The organism is Tateyamaria omphalii (assembly GCF_014651375.1).
In the GTDB taxonomy this organism is placed as follows: domain Bacteria; phylum Pseudomonadota; class Alphaproteobacteria; order Rhodobacterales; family Rhodobacteraceae; genus Tateyamaria; species Tateyamaria omphalii.
Genome location: NZ_BMWT01000002.1, coordinates 102,501 through 126,381, shown reverse-complemented (window position 1 = coordinate 126,381; position 23,881 = coordinate 102,501). Strand labels below are relative to the sequence as shown.

General features: G+C 58.1%; 25 protein-coding genes. 15 read left to right on the top strand and 10 right to left on the bottom strand.

Annotation, left to right across the window (positions count from 1 at the left end; translation table 11 throughout):
• Positions 1 to 5 precede the first annotated feature (5 nt).
• From IE087_RS06270 to miaA, 3 genes are all read right to left on the bottom strand, one after another.
• Positions 6 to 1,052, bottom strand: a complete 1,047-nt coding sequence (locus IE087_RS06270; protein ID WP_189368462.1) for an ABC transporter permease — start codon at positions 1,050 to 1,052, stop codon at positions 6 to 8.
• Between the two features lie 362 nt (positions 1,053 to 1,414).
• The gene (locus tag IE087_RS06265) at positions 1,415 to 2,203 is read right to left on the bottom strand and encodes a helix-turn-helix domain-containing protein (RefSeq protein WP_189368461.1); all 789 of its coding nucleotides are present in this window, start codon (positions 2,201 to 2,203) and stop codon (positions 1,415 to 1,417) included.
• Positions 2,204 to 2,274: 71 nt separating this feature from the next.
• Entirely contained in the window at positions 2,275 to 3,156 is an 882-nt protein-coding gene (miaA, locus tag IE087_RS06260) for a tRNA (adenosine(37)-N6)-dimethylallyltransferase MiaA (RefSeq protein ID WP_189368460.1), read from the bottom strand.
• A 72-nt stretch (positions 3,157 to 3,228) separates the two neighbouring features.
• On the opposite strand from miaA, the gene pyrH reads away from it, so the two are divergent.
• The 13 genes from pyrH to lpxB all read left to right on the top strand — a co-directional run bounded on the left by pyrH (position 3,229) and on the right by lpxB (position 15,378).
• Complete coding sequence (gene pyrH / locus IE087_RS06255; protein WP_189368459.1) at positions 3,229 to 3,960, top strand: UMP kinase; 732 nt, start codon at positions 3,229 to 3,231, stop codon at positions 3,958 to 3,960.
• Between the two features lie 90 nt (positions 3,961 to 4,050).
• Complete coding sequence (gene frr, locus IE087_RS06250; RefSeq protein WP_189368458.1) at positions 4,051 to 4,614, top strand: ribosome recycling factor; 564 nt, start codon at positions 4,051 to 4,053, stop codon at positions 4,612 to 4,614.
• A gap of 111 nt (positions 4,615 to 4,725) precedes the next feature.
• Positions 4,726 to 5,445 carry a polyprenyl diphosphate synthase gene (gene uppS, locus IE087_RS06245; RefSeq protein ID WP_268244640.1) on the top strand — a complete coding sequence of 240 codons (720 nt, stop codon included), beginning with the start codon at positions 4,726 to 4,728 and terminating at the stop codon, positions 5,443 to 5,445.
• Between the two features lie 29 nt (positions 5,446 to 5,474).
• Complete coding sequence (locus IE087_RS06240; RefSeq protein WP_189368456.1) at positions 5,475 to 6,227, top strand: phosphatidate cytidylyltransferase; 753 nt, start codon at positions 5,475 to 5,477, stop codon at positions 6,225 to 6,227.
• A 1-nt stretch (position 6,228) separates the two neighbouring features.
• Entirely contained in the window at positions 6,229 to 7,395 is a 1,167-nt protein-coding gene (dxr, locus tag IE087_RS06235; protein WP_189369282.1) for a 1-deoxy-D-xylulose-5-phosphate reductoisomerase, read from the top strand.
• A gap of 4 nt (positions 7,396 to 7,399) precedes the next feature.
• Entirely contained in the window at positions 7,400 to 8,749 is a 1,350-nt protein-coding gene (rseP, locus tag IE087_RS06230; protein WP_189368455.1) for an RIP metalloprotease RseP, read from the top strand.
• Positions 8,750 to 8,845: 96 nt separating this feature from the next.
• Positions 8,846 to 8,971, top strand: a complete 126-nt coding sequence (locus IE087_RS23670) for a hypothetical protein (protein ID WP_268244635.1) — start codon at positions 8,846 to 8,848, stop codon at positions 8,969 to 8,971.
• A gap of 139 nt (positions 8,972 to 9,110) precedes the next feature.
• On the top strand, positions 9,111 to 11,453 hold the full coding sequence (bamA, locus tag IE087_RS06225) for an outer membrane protein assembly factor BamA (protein ID WP_373296499.1): 2,343 nt from the start codon (positions 9,111 to 9,113) through the stop codon (positions 11,451 to 11,453).
• Positions 11,454 to 11,457: 4 nt separating this feature from the next.
• Positions 11,458 to 11,997 (top strand): OmpH/Skp family outer membrane protein, encoded by a 540-nt coding sequence (locus tag IE087_RS06220; protein ID WP_189368454.1) that lies wholly within the window; start codon positions 11,458 to 11,460, stop codon positions 11,995 to 11,997.
• 78 nt (positions 11,998 to 12,075) lie between these two features.
• Positions 12,076 to 12,540 (top strand): 3-hydroxyacyl-ACP dehydratase FabZ, encoded by a 465-nt coding sequence (gene fabZ / locus IE087_RS06215; protein WP_189368453.1) that lies wholly within the window; start codon positions 12,076 to 12,078, stop codon positions 12,538 to 12,540.
• Positions 12,537 to 13,325: an acyl-ACP--UDP-N-acetylglucosamine O-acyltransferase gene (gene lpxA, locus IE087_RS06210; protein WP_189368452.1), complete on the top strand. Its 789-nt coding sequence runs from the start codon at positions 12,537 to 12,539 to the stop codon at positions 13,323 to 13,325. The genes fabZ and lpxA overlap by 4 nt, the downstream gene beginning before the upstream one ends.
• On the top strand, positions 13,325 to 14,224 hold the full coding sequence (locus tag IE087_RS06205) for an LpxI family protein (RefSeq protein WP_189368451.1): 900 nt from the start codon (positions 13,325 to 13,327) through the stop codon (positions 14,222 to 14,224). Before lpxA ends, IE087_RS06205 begins: the two co-directional genes overlap by 1 nt.
• Complete coding sequence (gene lpxB, locus IE087_RS06200; RefSeq protein ID WP_189369280.1) at positions 14,221 to 15,378, top strand: lipid-A-disaccharide synthase; 1,158 nt, start codon at positions 14,221 to 14,223, stop codon at positions 15,376 to 15,378. Before IE087_RS06205 ends, lpxB begins: the two co-directional genes overlap by 4 nt.
• A 40-nt stretch (positions 15,379 to 15,418) precedes the next feature.
• Here lpxB and tyrS read toward each other — a convergent pair whose 3' ends face one another.
• Positions 15,419 to 16,660, bottom strand: coding sequence for a tyrosine--tRNA ligase (gene tyrS, locus IE087_RS06195; protein ID WP_189368450.1), 1,242 nt, complete (start codon positions 16,658 to 16,660; stop codon positions 15,419 to 15,421).
• A gap of 64 nt (positions 16,661 to 16,724) precedes the next feature.
• Here tyrS and IE087_RS06190 point away from each other — a divergent pair, with 64 nt between their 5' ends.
• The gene (locus IE087_RS06190) at positions 16,725 to 17,828 is read left to right on the top strand and encodes an anhydro-N-acetylmuramic acid kinase (protein ID WP_189368449.1); all 1,104 of its coding nucleotides are present in this window, start codon (positions 16,725 to 16,727) and stop codon (positions 17,826 to 17,828) included.
• Here IE087_RS06190 and IE087_RS06185 read toward each other — a convergent pair.
• From IE087_RS06185 to IE087_RS06165, 5 genes are all read right to left on the bottom strand, one after another.
• Complete coding sequence (locus IE087_RS06185; RefSeq protein WP_189368448.1) at positions 17,819 to 18,241, bottom strand: cupin domain-containing protein; 423 nt, start codon at positions 18,239 to 18,241, stop codon at positions 17,819 to 17,821. The two genes, IE087_RS06190 and IE087_RS06185, sit on opposite strands and share 10 nt — an antisense overlap.
• A 9-nt stretch (positions 18,242 to 18,250) precedes the next feature.
• Positions 18,251 to 18,763, bottom strand: coding sequence for a GNAT family N-acetyltransferase (locus tag IE087_RS06180; RefSeq protein WP_189368447.1), 513 nt, complete (start codon positions 18,761 to 18,763; stop codon positions 18,251 to 18,253).
• Positions 18,764 to 18,907: 144 nt separating this feature from the next.
• Complete coding sequence (eno, locus tag IE087_RS06175) at positions 18,908 to 20,182, bottom strand: phosphopyruvate hydratase (RefSeq protein WP_189368446.1); 1,275 nt, start codon at positions 20,180 to 20,182, stop codon at positions 18,908 to 18,910.
• Positions 20,183 to 20,249: 67 nt separating this feature from the next.
• Positions 20,250 to 21,125, bottom strand: coding sequence for a DMT family transporter (locus IE087_RS06170; protein ID WP_189368445.1), 876 nt, complete (start codon positions 21,123 to 21,125; stop codon positions 20,250 to 20,252).
• Between the two features lie 88 nt (positions 21,126 to 21,213).
• Positions 21,214 to 21,636, bottom strand: coding sequence for a Fur family transcriptional regulator (locus IE087_RS06165; protein WP_189368444.1), 423 nt, complete (start codon positions 21,634 to 21,636; stop codon positions 21,214 to 21,216).
• 76 nt (positions 21,637 to 21,712) lie between these two features.
• Here IE087_RS06165 and IE087_RS06160 point away from each other — a divergent pair, with 76 nt between their 5' ends.
• The gene (locus IE087_RS06160; protein ID WP_189368443.1) at positions 21,713 to 22,996 is read left to right on the top strand and encodes a DEAD/DEAH box helicase; all 1,284 of its coding nucleotides are present in this window, start codon (positions 21,713 to 21,715) and stop codon (positions 22,994 to 22,996) included.
• A gap of 13 nt (positions 22,997 to 23,009) precedes the next feature.
• Here IE087_RS06160 and IE087_RS06155 read toward each other — a convergent pair whose 3' ends face one another.
• Positions 23,010 to 23,825: a tellurite resistance TerB family protein gene (locus tag IE087_RS06155; RefSeq protein WP_189368442.1), complete on the bottom strand. Its 816-nt coding sequence runs from the start codon at positions 23,823 to 23,825 to the stop codon at positions 23,010 to 23,012.
• Positions 23,826 to 23,881: the final 56 nt, after the last annotated feature.

Genomic DNA, 23,881 nt, shown 5'->3' with positions numbered 1-23,881 from the left:
CTCCCTTACGAAATGCGGATGCGTGGATTGAGGAAAACGTAGCCGATATCCGAGATCAGCTGGGTGATTAGAACCACCACAACCGATACAACAGATACCGCCAACAGCAGTTCGATGTCGTTGTTGCCCGCCGCCTGTACCAGCAACCACCCAAAGCCCTTGTAGTTAAAGAGCGTTTCAACAATCACCACACCATTCAGCAGCCATGGGATCTGCAACATGATAACTGTAAAGGGGGCGATCAGTGCGTTCCTGAGTGCGTGCTTCAGAACGATATTGCCAAAGCTGACGCCCTTGAGACGGGCCGTGCGGATATACTGGGCGGTCATCACCTCGGTCATGCTCGCCCGCGTCATCCGTGCGATGTATCCCATGCCGTAAAGCGCAATGGTCAGCACAGGCAGCGTGAAGTTCTCAAAAGTTGCGTTCTCGATGGCTTGGGTCGCGGACCCCTTGAACCATTTGAGCCCAAAGGCGGATGACGCAAAGATCGCGATGAAGATAACGCCTGAAACATATTCGGGTGTGGCTGTCGTCGCTATTGAGAAGGTCGAGAGGGACCGATCGAGCCCCGAACCCTCGCGCATACCCGCCAGGACTCCAACGATCAGCGACATCGGGACCATGACGAGCAGAACAAATCCCATCAGCTTGCCGGTGGCGCCAAGCCGTGTTGCGACCAGACTGCTGACCTCATCCTTGAACACCAGCGAAGAGCCCCAATCGCCCTGCAAAACACCGCAAAACGTGGGCCGCTCTTCGACAGGCGCATTTTCCTTAAAGCATTGTCCGGTAACGGTGCCGTCTTCTTTCTCGGTTATCCACCCAGGTGCGACACCCAGCCAGCGGCCGTATTTGATGAGTGTATTGTCGATATATCCCCGATCATCCAACCAGCTTGCGACGGCTTCGTCTGTCATACGGAAGTTGCCTTGGGTTTTGGCCAGCTTCTCAAGGTTTGGATAGAGGTTGGTCAGAAAGAACACGATGAATGTCAGGCAAAGTGCCGTCAGTAACATCACGCCCAGCCGTCTGAGTATGAAGAGTCCCATTAAGTGCCCCTGTTGGGTGGCTTGAGGCGGGTGCGTGCCGCCCTTGTTGTGTACCGGGCGCGGTTTGTTTTGTGATGCGCCTCGGATGCTGTCCTTGCTGGTCAGCTTTGCGATTTGATGGTTTTGCCTATACCTACATCCCCCGTGTCTGCGCGCCCCTTTGTCAGGGGGTCTTGCGCCGCCCTCATCGCAGGCGAGGAGAGTGGATACATGCGCGACCGCTGTTGTTCCCTTACCCTTATGAGGCAACAGAAGCGCACACAGGTCAACGGTGCGCGTTCATGAATCTGTGCACGTTTGCGACATTTGATCGTTTCATTTGCGACATCCGCGTGCTTACCTTGCGTAAAGGTGCGACGCACCTATCGCGCTGCTTTTCGCAAGGCCGTCGGTGTTTGTCCGGTGTGTTGCTGCATGAAACGGGTGAAATACGCTGCTGATCCAAAGCCAAGATGCCGCGCAATGTCCTGCGCGGGCACAGAGGTTTCGGTGAGGGCAATCCGCGCTGCATAGAGTGTGCGTTCGGTCAGCAAATCAGCTGCGGTCCGTCCGGTGGCGGCCTTGCATGCGCGTGTCAGGTGTGTTGCGGTGACACCAAGTGCTTTGGCGTGGTCGGCCATCGTCAGCCCGTCAGCATGGTTCTTGCTGATACGCTCGCAAAACCTTGTACTCAGCCGTGCAGCCGCGTTCATGTTGATGGGCAAGTTGTCGGGCAGGGTAATCTGCCGCCGAAACCACACGGACATAAGTGCCATATGCGCATCGATTGCATCCTGGGCCAGGGGACGTGCTTGGGTGACCTCGCGATGGGCAGCTTCGAATATGGCCGTCATTTCTCCAATGCTGTCGACGTCTCTTACGCGCAACTGTCGCGCACGAGTAGGCCATCGAATTTCGCTGCCGTCAGGAATCAATGCAACCATCCCACTGCCTTGGCGGCCCAATTCGAGTGAAAAAAGCGTATGGGGCGGAATTGTCAGCGCGTTGTGAGTTCCCACACCGCGCCTTGTGCCGTTCAAAAGGAGCCGCCCCTGGCCACGCGTGATCCAGATAACAACATGCTGCGGCCGGTCGTGCGCGAGCGACAGGCGCCATTCTTGACCAGCAGTCAATTGGACCAGCGGCTTGATCTCGATCGGAGGCAGGGACATGGGCTTTTGTCCGCTTTCGACAACACTGCGTGCTTTTTCAGCGCGTTTTATGTGGCGAAACACTGAAAAAGTCAAAGTCCAGTCAGTTCGGCTGATGCGATCCAGCGCCAATCCGCCATCTTAGATCGAAACCAGGTGCGTTGGCGTTTTGCGTATTGTCGCGTCGCTACGGTCGCGCGTTCAACGGCCGTGTCATGATCAATGTCGCCCTTCAAAAGCGCCATGGATTCTGCAACTCCAATGGCACGGCAAGACGGCAGTGCGGGATCGTACCTGGCTTGCATGGCGCGGGCCTCTTCCAACGCGCCTCCACGCAGCATGTGATCAAAACGTCTGGCAATGCGGGGCGATAGCCATTCCTTTGGGCTGTCCATGACGATCCCGGCATATTCGCCGCTCTTGAGCAGAGGGGGCGCAGTATTGTCCTGCCAATAGGAGAGCCCCCGGTTAGTAGCTGTTTGAACCTCCCACGCGCGCTGAACGCGAGCACGGTTGTCGACATCAATGCGTGCCAGAGTATCTGAATCGATGTCCCGTAGAAGTGCGGTCATATCCATGCCGTCGGCACGTGTTCGGACATCGGGGGGGGTGGCCGGAATATCGGCCAAACCCTGGGTCAACGCCGAAAAGTAAAGCCCGGTGCCCCCGACGATGATCGGCCTTTGCCCGGACAAAAGCGGTTCAACCTCGCGCAACCAGTGCCCCGTAGAATAGGACGCATCATAAGGCAGGTGCCCGTAAAGTTTGTGCGCGGCGCGTGATTCTTCCTCTGGCGATGGGCGGGCGGTAATAACCCGCCAGCAATCATACACTTGGCTCGCATCCGCGTTCACAATGACGCCGCCACTGGTTTCGGCAATCGCGACGGCCAGCGCCGATTTCCCGGACGCCGTGGGACCGGCAATCAGCAGAGGCAGGTCACTTGGTAAAGATGCGATTTCATCGCGGATCATGTGGTGTCGTCCATTGAAAACCCATCGCATTTAGGACAGGTTGCGCGCAATTTGAAAGAGCGGGGGCGCACAATGACCGAGACCGAAACACCAACCACATTCAAACGGGTGATGCTCAAGATCTCGGGCGAGGCGCTGATGGGCGATCAGGGGTTCGGATTGCACCCACCAACCGTGGAACGCATCGCCCAGGAAGTGAAGGCCGTGCACGACATGGGCGTCGAGATTTGCATGGTGATCGGCGGGGGCAATGTCTTTCGCGGGCTGCAGGGTTCAGCGCAGGGGATGGAGCGCACAACCGCCGACTACATGGGTATGCTCGCCACTGTGATGAACGCCCTTGCCATGCAATCTGCTCTCGAAGGCTTGGGTGTTTTCACCCGTGTCATCAGCGCCATCACGATGAACGAGGTCGCAGAGCCTTACATCCGTCGCCGCGCAGTGCGCCACCTCGAGAAGAAGCGGGTCTGCATCTTTGCGGCGGGGACGGGCAACCCGTACTTCACCACAGACACAGCCGCGACCCTGCGCGCGAACGAGATGTCCTGTGAGGCCATTTTCATGGGCAAAAACGGGGTGGATGGGGTTTATGACAAGGACCCGGCCAAGCATGATGACGCCAAGCGGTATGATATGGTGACATATGATGAAGTGTTGGCAAAACGACTGGGCGTCATGGATGCTTCAGCTATTGCACTTGCGCGAGACAATAACTTGCCGTTGATCGTGTTCCCGCTCGACACGCCGGGCGGATTCAAGGAAATCCTCGAGGGCAAAGGCACGTTTACGCGCGTTCAGGGTTAAGCTGCACAACTGCTGCTGGCCTTCTGTATAGTGCTTGATCTATATCGTTACAAAGCGCCGTAAGGCCAAAAGAAAAAGACGGGGATTGCGATGTCTGATGACTTCATGCTCGACACTGATGACCTTGAGCGCCGGATGGAAGGTGCCATGGCCAACCTGAAAACCGAATTCGCCTCACTGCGCACAGGCCGGGCGTCTGCTTCCATGCTTGAGCCGGTGATGGTCGACGCCTACGGGTCGATGACGCCGATCAACCAGGTCGGTACCGTCAATGTGCCCGAGCCACGGATGGTCACGGTCAACGTCTGGGACAAAGGTTTGGTCGGCAAAGTGGAGAAGGCCATTCGCGAAAGCGGGCTGGGCATCAATCCGCAGCTGAACGGCACGATCATCATGTTGCCGATCCCCGAACTGAACGAAGAGCGCCGCCGCGAGCTGGGCAAGGTAGCTGGCAGCTACGCCGAAAATGCCCGTGTCAGCATCCGAAATGTGCGCCGCGATGGCATGGATCAGATCAAGAAAGCCAAGGCCGATGGCATGTCGGAAGACGACCAGAAGCTTTGGGAAGACGAAGTGCAGGAGATGACAGACAAGTTCATCAAAACCGTAGATGGGGCACTTGAAACCAAACAGGCCGAAATTATGCAGGTTTAATGACCGATCCCCGACTTCCAGCCGGGGCAAGCGCTCTTCACGAGCGTTTGGGTCATAAATGGGCGGGCCCTCTGACGACGGGATCCACGCAGACAACCCAAGGATAGTGTTATCGCAGACACCGCACATACAGGTCCACGCCACGTCGCCATCATCATGGACGGCAATGGACGCTGGGCAACGCAAAGGGGGCGTCCGCGCCTGTTTGGTCACCATGCCGGTGCGCGTCGCGTGCGTGAGGTCGTGGAAACCTGCCCGGATATTGGTGTTGAATACCTGACCATCTTCGCATTCTCGACCGAGAATTGGAAACGCACGCAGGTCGAAGTTGCCGGGCTTATGAGCCTGTTTCGTCGTTATATTTCCAAGGAAACCCGCGCGCTGAACGAATTTGGCGCACGTGTCCGCTTTATCGGGGACCGGGTGCGTTTGGATGCCAAGCTGATCTCCCTCATGGACGAGCTGGAGACGCTGACCTCTGGCAACACCAGCGTGAACCTGACGATTGCGTTGAACTACGGTGGGCGGGACGAGGTTGCACGGGCGACCAAGCGTTTGGCTGAGGATGTGGCAGACGGAAACTTGCTGCCCGAGAATGTCGATGAAGAAACTCTGCCGAAATACCTCGATACATATGTTTTGCCCGATCCCGATCTTGTGATCCGTACCAGCGGCGAGGCGCGCATATCCAACTTCCTGCTGTGGCAGTCGGCCTATGCGGAATACGAATTCATCGACACGCTGTGGCCGGACTTCAGCCGGGAAGAATTCACGCGCCTGTGTGCATCCTACGGTGGACGTGAACGCAGATTCGGTGGGCTCAAGCGGTGACGGAACGGTGGTCAGATCTTGCGGCTCGCATGGCGTCCGGTCTGGTCATGATCCTTATCGGCATTTTGGGAATATGGATTGGCGGTGACGTTTTCCATGTTTTAATCGCACTGATTTGTGGCCTGATGGTGTGGGAACTGGTGCGCATTGTTTCGCCCGATCATCCTTCGCTCGCCATCCAGTTGGGTGCGATATCCGGTATTGCCGCGCTGCTTGCCGTTTATCTACCAACCGGATTTGCCCTGCCTTTGCTTCTGGCTCCTTGCATGGTCGGTCTGGGCCAGTTGCCGCAAAACCGGTCGATCTACATGATTTTTACGCTGCTCGTTTTAATGGCTGGATACGGCATGATGCATGTCCGCGACGATCTGGGCATCGGCTGGATGGTCTGGCTTGTGGCGGTGGTCGTTGTGACGGACGTGGTTGGCTATTTCGCGGGCCGCTTGATCGGGGGACCGAAATTCTGGCCGCGGGTTAGCCCCAAGAAAACATGGGCCGGGACGGCCTCGGGTTGGGTTGGCGCTGGTATTGTCGGTGCGATCTTCGCGATCAACACGGGGGCTTCATTGCAGTTGATCGGTGTGTCCATTGCCGTGTCGATGGCCAGCCAGATGGGTGATATCGCAGAAAGCGCGATGAAGCGGCGCATGGGCGTCAAGGACAGTTCGGCGCTGATTCCTGGCCACGGCGGCGTGCTGGACCGGTTCGACGGCATGTTGGGGGCCTCGGTCTTTTTCCTGATGTTTGCCCAGATTGCCGCTTTCCCTTGGGGGCTTGGTTGACATGCGCCGCGTGTCGATCTTTGGCGCAACCGGGTCAATTGGTCAAAACACCATCGACCTGATTGCTCGAGATCTAGACGCTTACGATGTCGTGGCACTGACAGGATCGTCCAACATTAAGCAGCTTGCACAGGATGCCATCCGGCTGCGTGCTGACGTGGCTGTTACAGCAGATGAGGCCGGGCTGGATGACCTGCGCGCGGCTCTAAGCGGCAGCGAGGTTGAAGCAGCCGCAGGGCCGAGTGCGTTGACCGAGGCGGGCTGCCGTCCCTCGGACTGGGTCATGTCCGCAATTGTGGGGGCCGCTGGTCTCGCACCGGGGCTGTGCGCCCTAGAGCAAGGAGCAACCCTCGCTTTGGCCAACAAGGAGTCCCTTGTTTGCGCTGGTCAATTGATCCTCTCAACAGCGCATGCCCACGATGCCCGCCTGCTGCCTGTGGACAGCGAACACTCGGCCGTCTTTCAGGCGCTTGTCGGCGAAGACATGTCAGCGGTAGAGCGGATCATCATTACGGCCAGTGGTGGCGCATTCCGGGACTGGCCACTGGAAAAGCTGGCCAATGCAACATTAGCCGAAGCCTCTTCGCACCCGAACTGGGATATGGGACAGCGTATCACCATCGATAGCGCGTCCATGTTCAATAAGGCATTGGAACTCATTGAAACAAGAGAGTATTTTGGAGTCAGGCCAGATCAGATTGAAGTTCTGGTCCATCCAGAGTCAATGATTCACGCAATGGTCGGCTTCAACGATGGCGCCTTGATGGCTCATGTTGGTCCTCCAGATATGCGTCACGCAATCGGCTATGCGCTGAATTGGCCAGATCGGCAGCAATTGCCGGTAGAGCGCCTTGATCTGGCGCAGATCGGCGCCCTGACGTTCCGTGCACCTGATGAAGCGCGCTGGCCAGCGCTGCGCCTTGCCCGCGAAGTCATGGAGCGGGGCGGACTATCCGGTGCCGTCTTTAACGCGGCCAAGGAAACAGCACTGGACGGGTTTATTGCCGGTGACATCGGCTTCCCAACCATGGCGGAGGTCGTTGATGAGGTGCTGACTCGCACCGATCCGGGTCATATTGATGCCCCAATGACCCTTGATAATGTACACATAGCGGACCAAATGGCACGACAAGCCGCCCGCGACGTGATCGAGCAAAGAGCAGGATAAAACCTTGGATATTTCGGCCCTGATTCCCGCCTTTGGCGGATTTGCCTGGACCATTTTCTTTTTCGTCGTGGCGCTGAGTGTCATCGTCGCCATCCATGAATACGGGCACTACATTGTTGGTCGCTGGTCGGGCATCCATGCGGATGTGTTTTCGATCGGTTTTGGTCCAGTGTTATGGAGCCGTATGGACAAGCGTGGCACACGCTGGCAGATCGCGGCCTTGCCGTTTGGGGGCTATGTAAAATTTGCGGGGGATGCGAATGCAGCCTCGGGCAAAGACGTTGATGCGATGGATGAGGCGGCGGCAGATCCAGTCGCCCTGCGGCGCACAATGCACGGTGCTCCTCTTTGGGCCCGTGCCGCAACGGTTTCTGCAGGCCCGGTTTTCAATTTCGTGCTGTCTATTCTTGTTTTCGCCGCCGTGATTTTCTTCTCCGGCGTGCCACGCGACCCGCTTACCGTTGGCGAAATTAATCCACTCCCTGATGGTGTCTATGAACTCCGCGAAGGCGATGTCGTTCGGGAAATCGAGGGTCTGACTGTCCCGAGTATCAACTCGGAAGACTATGTTGATTTTGTTGAGGCGATTCCGGAAAAGTCGCAGCTTGAATACCTTGTCGACCGGGACGGCGATGTCATGACGGTGACGGGTCCATATCTTTTTCCCCCACTCGTGACGCGCGTTGTTCCGCGGAGCGCAGGTCTGGCGGCCGGGTTCGAGGCGGGCGATGTCATTACCTCGATCAATGGTGCCCCGGTTTTTCGCTTTGGGCAGTTGCCCGATGTCATAGAGAATTCTGACGGAGCGCCGGTGCAGTTGACCGTATGGCGGGCGGGGGCAGAATTGGAAATTGAACTTTCGCCCAAACTGGTTGACGAACCTGACGGGCAGGGCGGTTTTGAAAAGAATTGGCGGATTGGTCTTGGCGGTGGCCAAGCGTTTGAAATGGGCCGCGAGGCGCCATCGGTGTTGCAGGCCCTGTCGGGTGGGTACGATCGCATGATCGGGGTCATCACCGGGTCCATTAATGGCCTTGGACACCTTGTTACCGGTGCAATCAGCTCGTGCAACCTTTCCGGTCCGATTGGTATCGCGCAAGTTGCGGGGACAACGGCCAGCCACAGCCTCAGCGATTTCATTTGGTTCATTGCTGTTCTTTCAACGGCTGTTGGCCTTCTAAACCTGTTCCCAATTCCGGCCCTGGACGGCGGGCATCTGGTTTTTTATGTCTACGAAGCCGTGACGGGGAAGCCACCGAGCGATGGTGCATTGCGCATCTTGATGACCGTCGGCCTGACACTTGTCCTCTCCCTCATGCTGTTTGCGTTGGGGAATGACATTTTCTGCCCCTGACGTGTGGGCACCCACCGTGCCTTAATTCCGCCATCATTCGTCCAATGTCCCGCCGCATTGCGTCTGTAACAAGTCATCGAAACAGAGGATTGACCGATGCAGATGATTCAGACCGGATACCGTGGCTTGAGCCTTTTGATGATGCTGAACTGGGATCGGGCGCTGCATGGTCTGACGCTCGTGGCGGCTTTGGCTGTTGGTGCATGGCTGGGCACCCTCTGAACTCAGATTTATCCACAAGATGTGCCAGTGACCCCGTGCTGACCCACGGGGTTTTGCGCTTTTGACAACACCTCGCAATGCCGTTAGTCACGTGTCTATTGTATGTCTGAACACGTGGGGCAAAACCATGGGACTGGGGATGAGGGGCGCAGCAGAGCACGCACGGTTGTGCGGGCGCATGGCGCAAAGAATTCTAACTTTTTTTGTTTTTTTATCAGCAATTTGGGTGGGATCTTTGGCTCCTGCACAGGCGCAGAATTTTCAATTCAGCCGCATAGTTGTCGATGGAAACACTCGGATTGGTGACGCTGCGGTTCTGGCGCGTGCCGGAATCGCTCCTGGGCAGACACTGTCTGCCGGGCAAGTGAATGATGCGCGTCGCAACTTGGAAACAAGTGGCTTGTTTGAGACTGTTTCAGTCGTACCTCAAGGCGGCACACTCCTGATCACGGTTACGGAATTCCCGACCATCAATCGCCTGACGTTCGAGGGAAACCGCCGCGTCGATGACGAGGCGCTGTCCGCCATCGTTCAAAGCCAGGAACGGCGTGTGTTTTCCCCTGCGCAGGCGGAACGCGATGCAGGTGCCATTGCAGAGGCCTATAGTACGCAGGGTCGCATTGCGGCCCGTGTGAACCCTCGCATCATTCGACGCTCAGACAACCGCGTTGATCTGGTTTTCGAGATTTTTGAAGGCGATGTGGTCGAGGTCGAACGCCTCAGCTTCGTCGGCAACCGTGTTTACTCGGATCGCAGATTGCGGCGGGTTCTTGAAACAAAACAAGCTGGGTTACTGCGTTTTCTGATTCAGACCGACACGCTGGTCGAGGACCGTATCGAGTTTGACAAACAGGTCCTGACGGACTTCTACAACTCGCGTGGTTATGTTGATTTCAGGGTGGTAAGCTCCAATGCGGAACTGACCGAGGAACGTGACGGCTTCTTCCTCACATTCAATGTTCAGGAAGGGCAGCAGTTTTCGTTTGGTGAAGTCACGGTGGTCAGCGAGCTGCCAAACGTGGACGGAGACGCCTATCAACAGCTCCTCAAAGTGCGTCCCGGTGTCGTCTACTCGCCGACCTTGGTTGAAGCAGAGATATCTCGTCTCGAGAGGCAAGGGCAGCGTGATGGCGTTGATTTTCTCCGGGTCGAACCGCGGATCATTCGCAATGATCGGGACCTCACGCTGGACGTAGAGTTTGTTCTCAGCCGGGGGCCACGCGTTTTTGTCGAGCGCATCGATATAGAAGGGAACACGACGACGCTTGACCGTGTGATCCGGCGCCAATTTAAGGTCGCTGAGGGTGACCCGTTCAATCCACGGGAAATTCGCGATGCGGCTGAGCGTATTCGCGCGCTTCAGTATTTTGAAAATGCCGATGTAAATGCCCGCGAAGGGTCGAGCCCCGATCAGGTGGTCATCGATGTGGATGTCGAAGAGCGTCCAACAGGCTCCCTGAACTTCGGTGGTGCATTCTCGCAGGATGACGGTTTTGGTTTGCTGGTGAGCTTCACTGAACGCAACTTTCTGGGACGTGGTCAAACCCTTGGCTTCAACTTCTCCACAGCCGAAGAATCTGAGCAGTACGGCTTGAACTTTATCGAACCGGCGTTCCTGGGACGCGATGTCGCCTTTGGTTTGAACTTGCAATACAGCGAGTCAGACTCGAGTTTTGCCAATTACGATACAGAGGCTCTTGTATTTCGACCCAGCCTGACATTCCCGCTTGGCGAACGGTCTCGGTTGTCGGTTAACTACAATTATCTGGCTGACGAAATGCTGGCGCGTGAAACGGTAACGAATGGCAACATCGTTCAGCGCGAAATCAATACCGGTGAACAAACCACTTCGTCGATTGGATACACCTACAGCTATGACACGCGTGAAGACGGTTTGAATCCCACTGCCGGCTTCCTCGTCGAATTCTCGCAAGACTTTGCGGGCTTGGGTGGAGATGCCGAGTTTATCCGCACACGGGGCCGGATTGTTGGTCAGCGATTGGCATTCAACGAGGAAGTGACCCTGCGTGCAACACTCGAAGGCGGGTATCTTGCCTGGAACGGCGGCACCAACCGTACGGTTGACCGGTTCGTACTTGGGCCAAGCATCATCCGCGGCTTTGAACCAGGCGGTATTGGCCCACGTGATCTGAATGTGCCGGGCGATGACCCCGATCCCCTGGGGGGCAACCTGTTCCTTGCGGCCCGGTTCGAAGCTGAGTTCCCACTGGGCCTTCCCGAAGAACTGGGTATTCGCGGCGGGCTTTTCTATGATGTCGGGAACCTTTGGGATCTGGATTCGGTCGATCTGTCCGGTGGTAACGTTGTCGGTGAAGGCGGATCGTTCCGCCATGTTATTGGCTTCTCGATCTTCTGGGATACGGCCATTGGACCGTTGCGTTTGAACTTCTCCAATGCCCTGAAGAAAGAAGATTTTGACCGCGAACAATCGTTCGACCTGACCATCTCAACCACGTTCTGACGTGATGGGCAGGCTTGTCAAGGCCAGTTTGACATTGATCGTGGCCCTGGTTTGGGCCACGGTAACCATCTCTCAAGATGTCCGCAGCCCGATCCTGACGATCGATAGTGAACGCTTCTATCGCGACAGCGCGTTTGGCAAGCGGGTCCTAGCCGACATTGAAGCTGAAACAACCCTGCTGGCTGAAGACAACCGGCGGCTCGAGGCGGAACTTGAAGCGGAAGAACAGGCGTTGACGGATCAACGCCCGGATATGGAACCGCAGGCATTTCGAGAATTGGCGGACGCGTTTGATGCACGGGTCGAGGGTATACGCAACGAACGCGAGGCCAGAAGCCGTGGCATTGCAGATCTATTGGAAGAAAACCGGGATCGGTTTCTTGCCTCAGCGGCACCGATACTCGAAGACATTATGCGCGAGGCAGGAGCCGGTGTAATCCTCGAGCAACGCAGTGTTTTTGTAAGCGCCAATGCCATCGACATAACCGATCTTGCCATTTCACGGATGGATGCAACCTTGGGCGATGGGACAGAACAGCAATAGCCGCGCGCTTGCGAGGCCGCGTCTGTCTTGCTAGGCACGTTCTAACAAAAGACCAACGATCAAAGGCACGGGCATCCCATGACAACAGAAATGAAATCCGCCGACATCGGGATGATACAGCGCCTGATCCCGCACCGTTATCCCTTCCTTCTGGTGGACCGTGTCGAGGAGATTGACGGGTATCAGTCGGCGATAGGCATCAAGAATGTCACGATGAACGAGCCTCACTTTCAGGGACATTTCCCCGGGCAACCCATCATGCCCGGCGTGACGATTGTCGAAGCGATGGCGCAAACGGCAGCCGTCATGGTCGGCGTTGCCCTTGATCTGGCTGACAAGAACCTGCTTGTTTATTTTATGGCCATCGACAAGTGCAAATTTCGCCGGATGGTTGTTCCCGGCGACGTTTTGAAACTGAACGTCAAAACGACTAGGGGGAAGCCTGGTGGGAAAGTCTGGAAGTTCGCCGGCGTCGCAGAGGTTGATGGTGAAATGGCTTGCGAGGTCGAATTTACCGCGATGATGGATTTGCCAGCCACATGAGCAATGCAGGTATTCATCCTTCGGCAGTTGTGGAACCGGGCGCACAGGTTGATCCAACGGCTGTAGTTGGTCCTTTTTGCGTCGTGGGTCCGAATGCCGTGATCGCCGCCGATGTCGTCCTGAAAAGCCACGTTGTTGTCAGTGGTCATACCGAAATCGGGCAAGGTACAACTGTATTCCCATTCGCCGTCATCGGAGAAGTACCGCAAGACTTGAAATTCAAGGGTGAGGCAAGCCGCCTGGTTATCGGCAAACGCAACCGCATCCGGGAACATGTGACCATGAACTGTGGCACCGAAGGTGGCGGCGGGGTCACGCAGATCGGTAACGATGGCTTGTTCATGGCAGGCTGCCACATCGCGCACGACGCCTATGTTGGTGACCGGGTTATAGTCGTGAACTCGGCTGCGGTTGCCGGTCACTGTATCCTTGAGGACGATGTGATCGTCGGAGGCCTGTCTGGCATTCATCAGTTTGTGCGCATCGGTCGCGGGGCCATCATTGGAGCTGTGACGATGGTGACCAATGATGTGATCCCGTACGGACTGGTTCAGGCACCTCGTGGTGAACTGGATGGGTTGAACCTTGTTGGTTTGAAACGGCGCGGTGTCAGCCGGGGTGACATCACCGCGTTGCGCGCGGCATTCCAGATGCTGGCACAGGGCGAAGGTACGTTTCACGATCGGGCCGAGCGTTTGGGCAAAGAAACCGACAGCGCCTATGTCCGCGAGATCGTCGAATTTGTCATGGGCGACAGTGATCGGTCGTTCCTGACACCGCGCTGATGCTGGCGTTGATCACTGGGACCGGCGCGCTGCCATCGGTCGTTGCTAAACATCAATCCACGCGACCGATCATTTGTGCGCTTGAAGGCCACAAACCCGAAGATCTGGACGTGGACATTTGGTTTCGGCTCGAAACCATAGGGACCTTGTTGCACAAGCTCGCACTGCGAGGGGTGACTGAGGTATGTTTTTGCGGGGCCATTCAAAGACCGGGTTTCAGCCCACTGAAACTGGATGCGCGAACCATGCCACTGGTGCCGACCCTTGCTAGGGCCGTCAAGGACGGCGAGGATGCCGCGCTCCGAGCAATCCTTGGATTGTTTGAAAAGCGCGGCATGATTGCAAAAGGGGCGCATGTTCTCGTGCCCGATTTGCTGCCGAAACCCGGTGTTTTGACCCGATCTATTGTTCCCGATGGCATCGAGGCTCACCTGGAAGCGGCTGAGCAAGTTTCGCTTGAGCAGGGCCGTGAAGATGAAGGTCAATCCTGCGTTATTCGCGATAAACAGGTTATCGCGCGCGAAGACTCCAGGGGCACAGATGCCATGCTGCGCGGATTGAACAAATGCGCGCCTCATCCCATGCCATCGACAGACGGCGACCCTTTCGGCGCTGCCATGGATTTTGTCGGAGACATGCTCGACGATGCAGCAGACTGGCTATCAGGTCCGGTCGCCGAAGCCCGCGCAAAACCAAAAGGGGGCGTGTTTTTCAAAGCGCCGAAGCCCGGTCAGGATCGGCGTATTGATTTGCCTACGATCGGGCCTGAAACCGCCCGCGCCGTCATCGAAGCGCAGCTTGATGGTATGGTCATTGCCGCGGATGGCGTGATGGTTCTTGAACAGGACGAGGTTGTGCGCCTCTTGGATGAAGCGGGGCTGTTCCTTTGGGTGCGCTGAAGGTTTTTATTCTTGCCGGTGAGCCTTCGGGTGATGCCCTTGGTGCAGCATTGATGGCCGGCCTGAACAGTGAAGCAGCGGATGTGACCTATGACGGCATCGGCGGGCCGTTGATGCAGGCCCAAGGACTGACAAGTCGGTTCGACATGTCCGAACTGACGGTTATGGGCATTGCCGAGGTGCTGCCGAAGTACCGCCACTTGAAACGGCGCATTGCTGAAACGGCGCAGGCCGTGATCGACACACAGCCCGACGTGCTGATCACAATCGACAGTCCGGACTTTTCGCTGCGCGTTGCCAAGCTGGTCAAGGAAAACTCCGACATTCGGACCGTGCACTATGTGGCACCCACCGTTTGGGCTTGGCGGCCTGGGCGGGCCAAGAAGATGGCGAAGGTCATCGATCAGGTCCTCGCGCTGTTCCCATTTGAGCCTCCGTACATGGAAGCTGAGGGTATGGAGTGTGATTTCGTCGGACACCCCGCCGCAACGGTCCCGCGTGCGACGGCAGAGGAACAGGCCGCCTTCCGAGCACAACATGGACTGGAGGATGCAGACCCGCTGGTGCTTGTCCTTCCGGGGTCTCGCCGTGGAGAGATCACTCGGATGAGCCTGGTTTTTGGCCAGGCCCTTGGTCGATTGGCGCAGACGCGGCCAGAAATGAAAATGGTCCTGCCCGCCGCCGGATCGGTCGTGGAACTGGTGCACAAAGAGGTGGCGCAGTGGCCTGTCGCTCCTTTGGTTCTTGACCCCACAGGGAAGGACCAAGATGCAGCGTTGACAGAAAAGCGCGTCGCTTTCGCTGCGGCAGACGTGGCCCTTGCAACCTCTGGCACGGTGTCTTTGGAACTGGCCGCTGCCGGAACGCCGATGGTTAGCGCCTACGACCTGCACTGGCTCAGCCGTGCCATCATCAGCCGGATGGTGACGACTGACACGGGCAGTCTGATCAATCATGTGACGGATACCCGTGTGGTGCCAGAGGTTGTCGGCAAAGACTTCAAGGTCGACAATGTTGTGTCGGCGATGGAAGGTCTTCTGAACGGCGCAGAGGATCAACGCGCCGCGATGGAGCTGACCATGGACCGTTTAGGGCGCGGTGGAAAGGATCCTGGTCTGCGGGCTGCACGGGCCGTCCTCGGGCGGCTGGGGTGATCTGTCCCCGCGGGGACAGAATTTACCGTACGGTCAAACCTTAACCAATTTGGACAAGCGCATGGCGCTTTTTGCCAGCCGACAACTTGATCGGTGCAGCCAGAGCAGCCTGATCAATCATCGTGCCCGCTTCGGTCAGTGGTGCATCGTTCATCCGTGCGCCACCTTCGGCGATCAGGCGTTTGGCTTCTTTCCCGGACCCGGCGAGGCCAGACTTGACGATCAGCTGCACGATGGAAATCCCATCGCCCACGTCAGCCGCGCTGAGGGTCAGGGTGGGCAGATCGTCGCCCACACCGCCCTTTTCAAAGACCTCTTTCGCCGTCTGCGCTGCTGCTGCGGCGGCATCTGCGCCATGCAGAATGGTTGTCACCTCGGTGGCAAGCAGGGCTTTTGCCTCATTGATCTCGGACCCTTCAAGCGCGCCCAAGCGGTCGCATTCATCCAGCGGAAGCTCTGTGTAGAGTTTCAAAAAGCGACCCACATCTGCGTCTGTCGTGTTCCGCCAGAACTGCCAGAACTCGTAAGGCGACAGCATGTCCGCATTCAGCCAGACTGCGCCAGATTGCGACTTGCCCATCTTCTTGCCGTCCGAGGTTTCCAACAACGGTGAGGTCAGGCCAAACACCTCTTTCTGGATCACTCGGCGCGTCAGGTCGATGCCATTAACGATGTTGCCCCACTGGTCCGACCCACCCATCTGCAAAATGCAGCCATAGCGGCGGTTCAGCTCCATGAAGTCGTAGGCTTGCAGGATCATGTAGTTGAATTCGAGGAACGACAGCGACTGTTCGCGGTCCAGCCGGGATTTCACACTTTCGAATGACAGCATCCGGTTGATCGAGAAATGCCGCCCGATATCCCGCAGGAAATCGAGGTAGTTCAGATCGTCCAGCCACTCGGCATTGTTCAGCATCTGCGCGCCTGCATCGTAGTCGATGTAGGCGGAAAACACCTGTTTGATACCGGCGATATTCGCGTCGATCGCTGCAGTGTCGAGCAGGGGGCGTTCATCGGCGCGGAAGGACGGATCGCCCACCTTGGTTGTGCCACCACCCATAAGCGTGATCGGCTTGTGCCCGGTTTTCTGGAACCAGCGCAGCATCATGATCTGGATCAGCGATCCGACGTGCAGCGACTTGGCCGTCGCATCAAAGCCGATATAGGCAGTTTGCCCCGGAACCAGCAATGCGTCGTCCAGCGCCTGCATGTCGGTGCAGTCGGCCAGGAACCCGCGGCTTTGCATCACGTGCAAAAAATCGGATCGGGGTGTGTAAGTCATTTGGCTTGTCCTTGGAACGGCTCCGTCGCAGTCTATAAGCGGGGGACGGGCAAAGGAAAAGACCATGGAAAAGGTCAGAGAAAAGGGAGCGGTCATTACCGCTCTGGGCGCGATGTCGGGGACGTCGCTGGATGGAGTGGATGCAGCTGTTTTACGAACCGATGGCGTGGAGATTGACGGCTTCGGCACGCATGACTACCGTGCATATACGGTCGAAGAGCAGACCGTCTTGCGCGCAGCGCTTGGGCATTGGTCTGGGGCTACGCTGGATCCGGCCAGGGACGTTGTGATGTCTGCACATCAGGCGCTGTTGAGTGGCTTCGACAGCGTTGATTTAGTTGGGTTTCATGGTCAGACCGTGGCACATGCACCGCGCGCGCAGGGAACACTGCAACTGGGCGATGGTGCTGCGCTGGCTCGAGTGCTGCATGTGCCTGTTGTCTGGGATTTTCGGACGGCGGATGTTGAGCTGGGGGGCGAGGGTGCACCGCTGGCGCCGTTCTTTCACTTTGCCTGTGCCAAGTGGATGGGGGCAGAGAGCCCGGTCGCTTTTCTGAACCTTGGGGGTGTTGGCAATCTGACTTGGGTTGATCCTACTGCGGATGCCGCAGAGCGTGAGGGCGCGCTTTTGGCCTTCGATACGGGGCCTGCCAACGCACCGGTCAATGATCTGATGCAGGTGCGGCTTGGGTTGCCCTTTGACGAAGGGGGCCGTGTTGCCGCGTCGGGGAGCGTCGAGACGGGCGCGCTGGAGCTGTTCTTGGCAGAGCCGTACTTTGCGCGCATCCCGCCGAAATCACTCGACCGGAACGATTTTGCCGAGATGGTGGGACTGGTCCACGAACTCAGTGATGCGGATGCGGCGGCAACGTTGACCGCCATGTGTGCAGCGGGAGTGGCTGAGGCGATGCAGCACTGTCCACGCCCGCCGTCGAAAGTGCTTGTAACCGGCGGCGGGCGGCACAACCCGGTTCTGATGAAAATGCTCGCGGTATCTTTGGATTGCCCGGTGCACCCGGTCGAGGATGTAGGCCTGAATGGGGACATGCTGGAGGCGCAGGCCTTTGCCTATCTGGCGGTGCGCGTCGCACGTGGCTTGCCTACATCTTGCCCTGGAACAACCGGTGTGCGCGCCGCTGTGGGAGGCGGGACCGTCAGCTATCCCTGACGTGGGATGTCGAACCCCGGCTCTGCAAGCGTGAACCCGTCGAATTGGAAACCCGGCGAGACGGTGCAACTGACCAGCGTGTAATCCCCGGTGCTGCGCGCGGCTTGCCAATGCCCCTCGGGCACGATGATCTGCGGTGCGCCTTGGTTCAGATCGGGGGACAGCATATGATCCTGTGCGGGGCCATCATCACTGCTGCTCATTGACAGGATCAGTGGGGCGCCTGCGTGGTAGAGCCAAATCTCGGTGGCATCGACCTTGTGCCAGTGGCTGTGCTCACCCGCGGCAAGCAGGAAGTAGATGCATGTGCCGGTGGGCCGCCCGTCATTTTCGGCAACCCAGGTTTGGCGGTAGTGTCCGCCTTCGGGATGCGGTTGCAGGTTCAGGTGCGCGATGATTTGGTCAGCAGTCATGGTCACAACTCACAATGGATGGTCGAAGAAGCGCAGATAGGGGAGGAAAGCGGGCTTTGCGTCGTAATATGGCGCGCAAGGCTGGAAGCCGAGCCGATCATACAAAGCGATGGCCTCCGTCAGTCCGCTCATCGTATCCAGAACAAGCCGCGTGTAGCCATCGGCCTTGGCGCGTGCCATGGTGTCTTGGATCAATGCGCGGCCAGCCCCTGTCCCTCGTGCGGAGGGGTCGACGTAGACCCGTTTAATTTCTGTCGTGCCCGGTTCGGCCAATGGGTAATACATGGCACAGCCGACAATTTGGTCGTTAAGGACCGCAACAAGGATGTCGCCTGTCGGGCGTGCGTGGATACGCGGCAGGTCCGCGATCAGGGCCGCATAGCTGTCCTTGGCATAATAGGCTTCGACCATATCGGGTAGGTCAGTCGCCCGCTCGATCAGAAGATCGCGGTATGCCCAGCATAGGCTGGAAACATCTTCCATCTCAGAGAGCTGGGCCGAGTGAATTTTGAGGTTGGTCATAACCTACGAGTAAATCGCGGAGGTGTTCGGTTGCAATATGCAAACAGAGCCGTTGAGTTCATCGAGTACTCTGCGCGCGTGTTTTGACCTGCGCGTTTGGGTCCGTGGGCAACTCTGCTGCCCACGGAGAAACGAGGCAGTCGACTACTTCAGGATAGACTTGCCGGCGAACTCGGCGGTTTCGCCCAACAACTCCTCAATGCGGATGAGTTGGTTGTACTTCGCGAGCCGGTCCGAACGAGCGAGAGATCCGGTTTTGATCTGGCCGCAATTCGTTGCAACGGCGAGGTCGGCGATGGTCGCGTCTTCTGTTTCGCCTGAGCGGTGTGACATGACATTGGTGTAGCGGGCGCGGTGGGCCATATCGACAGCTTGAAGTGTTTCCGTCAAGCTACCGATTTGATTGACTTTTACCAGCATGGAGTTTGCGCAGCCACGTGCAATGCCGTCAGCCAGACGCGCCGGGTTTGTGACAAACAGGTCATCGCCAACAAGCTGAACCTTGTCGCCGATGGCGTCCGTCAGGGCCTTCCACCCGTCCCAATCGTCTTCCCCCATGCCATCTTCGATGGAGATGATGGGATAGTCGTTCACCAGAGCTGCGAGATAGGCGACGTTTTCGTCGGAGGACAGTGTTTTGCCCTCGCCAGCAAGCACATATGCGCCATCTTTAAAGTACTCGGTCGCGGCACAGTCGAGGGCGAGGTGGATGTCGTCGCCCGGCGTATAGCCAGCCTTTTCAACCGATTTCAGGATGAAATCCAGCGCATCGCGGGTTGAGCTGATGTTGGGGGCAAAGCCGCCTTCGTCACCGATACCTGTCGACAGGCCTGCGTCGCTGAGTTCTTTTTTCAGGGTGTGGAAGACTTCGGACCCCATGCGCACCGCCTCGCGGATATTCGCAGCGGCCACGGGCATGATCATGAATTCCTGGATGTCGATCGGATTATCGGCGTGCTCGCCACCGTTAATGATGTTCATCATGGGAACGGGCAGGACACGGGCCGAGGTGCCGCCCACGTAGCGATAAAGCGGTTGCGATGTCCAATCGGCAGCAGCCTTGGCTGCGGCTAGGGACACGCCGAGAATGGCATTGGCGCCCAGGCGGCCCTTGTTGTCCGTGCCATCCAGTTCGATCATGGCGCGGTCAAGCTCGACCTGTTCGGTGGCGTCGATGCCAACCAGTGCCTCGGCAATCTCGCCATTCACGGCTGTGACGGCTTCCAACACGCCCTTGCCTTTGTAACGGGCCTTGTCACCGTCGCGCTTTTCAACGGCTTCATATGCACCGGTCGATGCGCCCGATGGAACCGCGGCGCGGCCCATGGTGCCGTCCTCAAGTGTCACGTCGACTTCGACGGTGGGGTTGCCCCGGCTGTCGAGGATTTCGCGGGCGTGAATGTCGATGATGGTGCTCATGAAGAGGCTCCTGTAGCGGAAAGTTACGCAGCGTCTAACGTTATGTTGGCGCTAACAACAAGGGTCTTTACGCCGCATCTGGCGTTTTCCTGAGATGTTCGCGCCAGAGGGTGAAAAGGCCGGACGCGATGATGATGGCTACGCCGATCAGCGTCAGCATATCGGGCGCTTCGGAAAAGATCAGAACGCCGATGACCAGTGCAAACACCATGCGTGTGTAGCGAAATGGCGTGACGAAGCTGACATCGCCCATGCGCATAGCCATGACGATGAAGCGGTAGGATATGGCGCCGATGGCCGCAGCAACTCCCAACAGGCCCCATTCGTTCAGTGTTGGGGCAACATAAGCAGTGCCCGAGGCCAACATGACCCCAATGCCTGTGGGCACAAGCAGGGCGAAGGCAATAAAACTCAGTTGGAGTGCGGAAAGCGTTGCGGGCACCCGGCGAGTCGCCAGGTCGCGGATCGAGAGGCCAATCATCCCCTGAACAGCGAACAGAACATTCCAGTCAAAACCCTCAAGCCCTGGCCGCACAATCAGCAAAACACCGCATAGTCCGACGATGATTGCCGCCCAACGTCGCCAACCCACCGGTTCAGCCAGAAAAAGGGCGGCGCCCAATGTGACCATCAGCGGTGTCGTCTGCAGGATGGCAGAGGCCGTGGCCAAGGGCACCAGCACGAGTGCCGTCACGAAGCCAAGGGACCCGATCACTTCACCAGCGTTGCGGATCAGCATAGCGCGCCCCAGCATCGCACGGCTGATCAACGGCTGTCCCTGCCGCAGGCAAGCGACCGCGATGATAGCTGCACCGCCCGCGCCAAGAAAAGCCAGCAGCTGTCCAACCGGGATGGCGCCGCCCAGAAGCTTGATGAACATATCCTCGATGGCGAAACACAGCATCGCCAGAACCATCAGCCCGGCGCCACGCAAGTTATCCATGTAGTGGTGCCCTTAGTCCTTAGGCTGAAGTGCCAAGTTAAATCTGGTCGCGCATGTGGTCGCGATCAAAAAAGAAGAATGCGCTTGTTTACCTACGCTTACGCGGTACGCCGTAGAGTTCTAACCTGTGGCCGCGCAGCTCGTAGCCCAGCTTTTCGGCGATCTTTTCCTGCAATGCTTCGATCTCCGCATCGACGAACTCGATGACCTCGCCAGAGTTCATGTCGATGAGGTGATCATGGTGTTCCCGTTCCGCGTCCTCGTACCGGGCGCGGCCGTCTCCGAATTCCAACTTGTCGAGAATACCTGCCTCTTCGAACAGTTTGACTGTCCGGTACACCGTTGCAATGGAAATGCCCGGATCAACGGCGCTGGCGCGGTTGTACAGCTCTTCGACATCCGGATGATCGTCAGACTCTTCGAGAACTTGCGCAATGACCCGGCGGGGCTGGGTCATGCGCAGCCCCTTGGCTTCGCTGCGATCACGGATGCTGGCACGATTTGCAGTCATAAATCGGGGTTTAACGAAGGAAGCAGGCAGGGGCAATTGCGGTTGACGCTGGTATGGGATGGGTTCACTGGGGGGCATGAGTGATTTTGATATGATGAACCTGCCCGCGGAGCTTGCAAAACGCGTGGCAGAGATGGGCCTGACCCAACCGACACCGATTCAGGCGCAGGCGATCCCGCATGCCTTGAACGGTCGTGACGTGATGGGACTGGCACAGACAGGTACAGGTAAGACAGCCGCCTTCGGCATTCCACTGATAGCACGATTGATGGAAGAGGGTGGGCGTGCCGCACCTAAGACGGCCCGCGGGTTGATCCTGGCGCCGACACGGGAACTGGCCGGGCAGATCGCCCAGGTGCTGCGCGCCATGACGCAGATGCGTGTTCAGATTGTTGTGGGTGGCGTGTCCATCAATCCGCAAATCCAGCGCTTGGCGAAGGGGGCTGATATCCTTGTGGCGACGCCCGGTCGCTTGCTGGATCTGGTTGAGCGGAAGGCTATCAAGTTGGAGCATACCGGGTTCCTTGTTCTGGACGAAGCCGACCAGATGCTGGACCTTGGGTTTGTCCATGCCCTGCGCAAGATCGCGTCGCTGATGGGGGATGACCGGCAGACCATGTTGTTCTCTGCCACCATGCCCAAGCAGATGAACGAGATCGCCCAATCCTACCTGCATGAACCGCTGCGGATCGAAGTGAACCCTCCGGGCAAGGCCGCTGACAAGGTCACCCAAGGTGTACACTTCATCGCCAAGGCCGAGAAATCCGCGCTATTGATTGAGCTGCTGGACACGCACCGTGAAAACCGGGCGCTGGTCTTTACCCGCACCAAGCACGGGGCGGATCGTTTGGCGCGTGCGCTGGAGCGCAAAGGTTTTGCCGTGGCGGCCATTCATGGCGACAAACGGCAGGGTCAGCGGGAACGCGCCCTTGCTGCGTTCAAGGCGCGCGAGGTGCGTGTGCTGGTTGCGACTGATGTTGCTGCGCGCGGATTGGACATTCCGGACGTCAAGTTCGTCTACAACTACGAACTTCCGAACGTGCCCGAAGCCTATGTCCACCGGATCGGCCGCACGGCGCGGGCGGGCAAGGATGGCTCCGCCGTGGCATTCTGTGCACCGGAAGAAATGGACAACCTCAAGGACATTCAGAAGGTCATGAAGATGACCATTCCTGTTCTGTCAGGCCGGGCATGGGAGCCGGTGGCCGACCCCAATGCAAAACCCGCAGGCGGCCGGGGTCGTGGACGTGGCCGACCGGGTGGTAAGCCCGGTGGCGGCCGTCCCGGTGGTGCGCCAGGCACGTCAAAACCGTCGAACCGCCGGCGGCGCAAACCGAAGCCCAAGGGGCCGCGCACCTGACGCGGCCACCTGTTCAGGCGTAAAGCGAGGGTACACCCAGCTGCGCGTGGATGTCGTTCACGCTGGCTGCATCCATGCCAAGCGCTTGGGCAAGGCTATGCAGGTATTTCGCCTCGGCCTGTGAATCGAGGTCGATGGCGAGAACCGACATGGCGTAAACCTGTGGACCCATCCCTTTGGGAACATCGCGAGCGAGCGCGGTTGCGTCGACATCCCGTTGCATTTCTGTACGCAGGAAAGCGGCTTCTTCTGCGTCCACGTCTCCGCCCAGTTGACCCATCAGTTTTTCCTGTTCGGCGTCATCTAACTGGCCATCTGACTTTGCTGCTTGGATCATGGCGCGCAGCATGAGGGCTGCAGCGGCTTCTTGATCTGCTGTCGGTTCAATCGGGTCTTCTGGCGTCTGGTCGAAGTTCGAGTTCAGGACCTGACCGAAGCTTGCGCCATTGTCGGCCGGCCGCTTGGCCATGGCACCGCCCAAGGCCCCCAGAAGGCCACCTGCGCCGGCGCCACCGGCCAGACCGCCAAGCATCCCTTGTAGCCCCTGACCTTGGCCGCCTGTGCCGCCAAGCCCCTCGAGCAAGCCGCCAAGCCCGCCCATGCCGCCGGTAGAGCCAGCGCCTTGCGCGCCGCCCATCAGGCCGCCCAACATGTCCTGCAAGCCCGCGCCACCCTGGGCTCGCCCACCGCTCAGCCCGCCCAGCAAGCCGCCAAGGCCAGCGCCAGTCGAAGCGCCGCCGGACCCACTGCGATTTTGCATCATCGCGCTCGCACCTTTGGCCACCGCAACACCGATGGCCACTTTGGCCAATGTTTTCATCAAGCTCATGTTCGTTCTCCATCTCCCCGGGAATCGTTGGCACGCAGTCTTGCATAGTTTTCCGA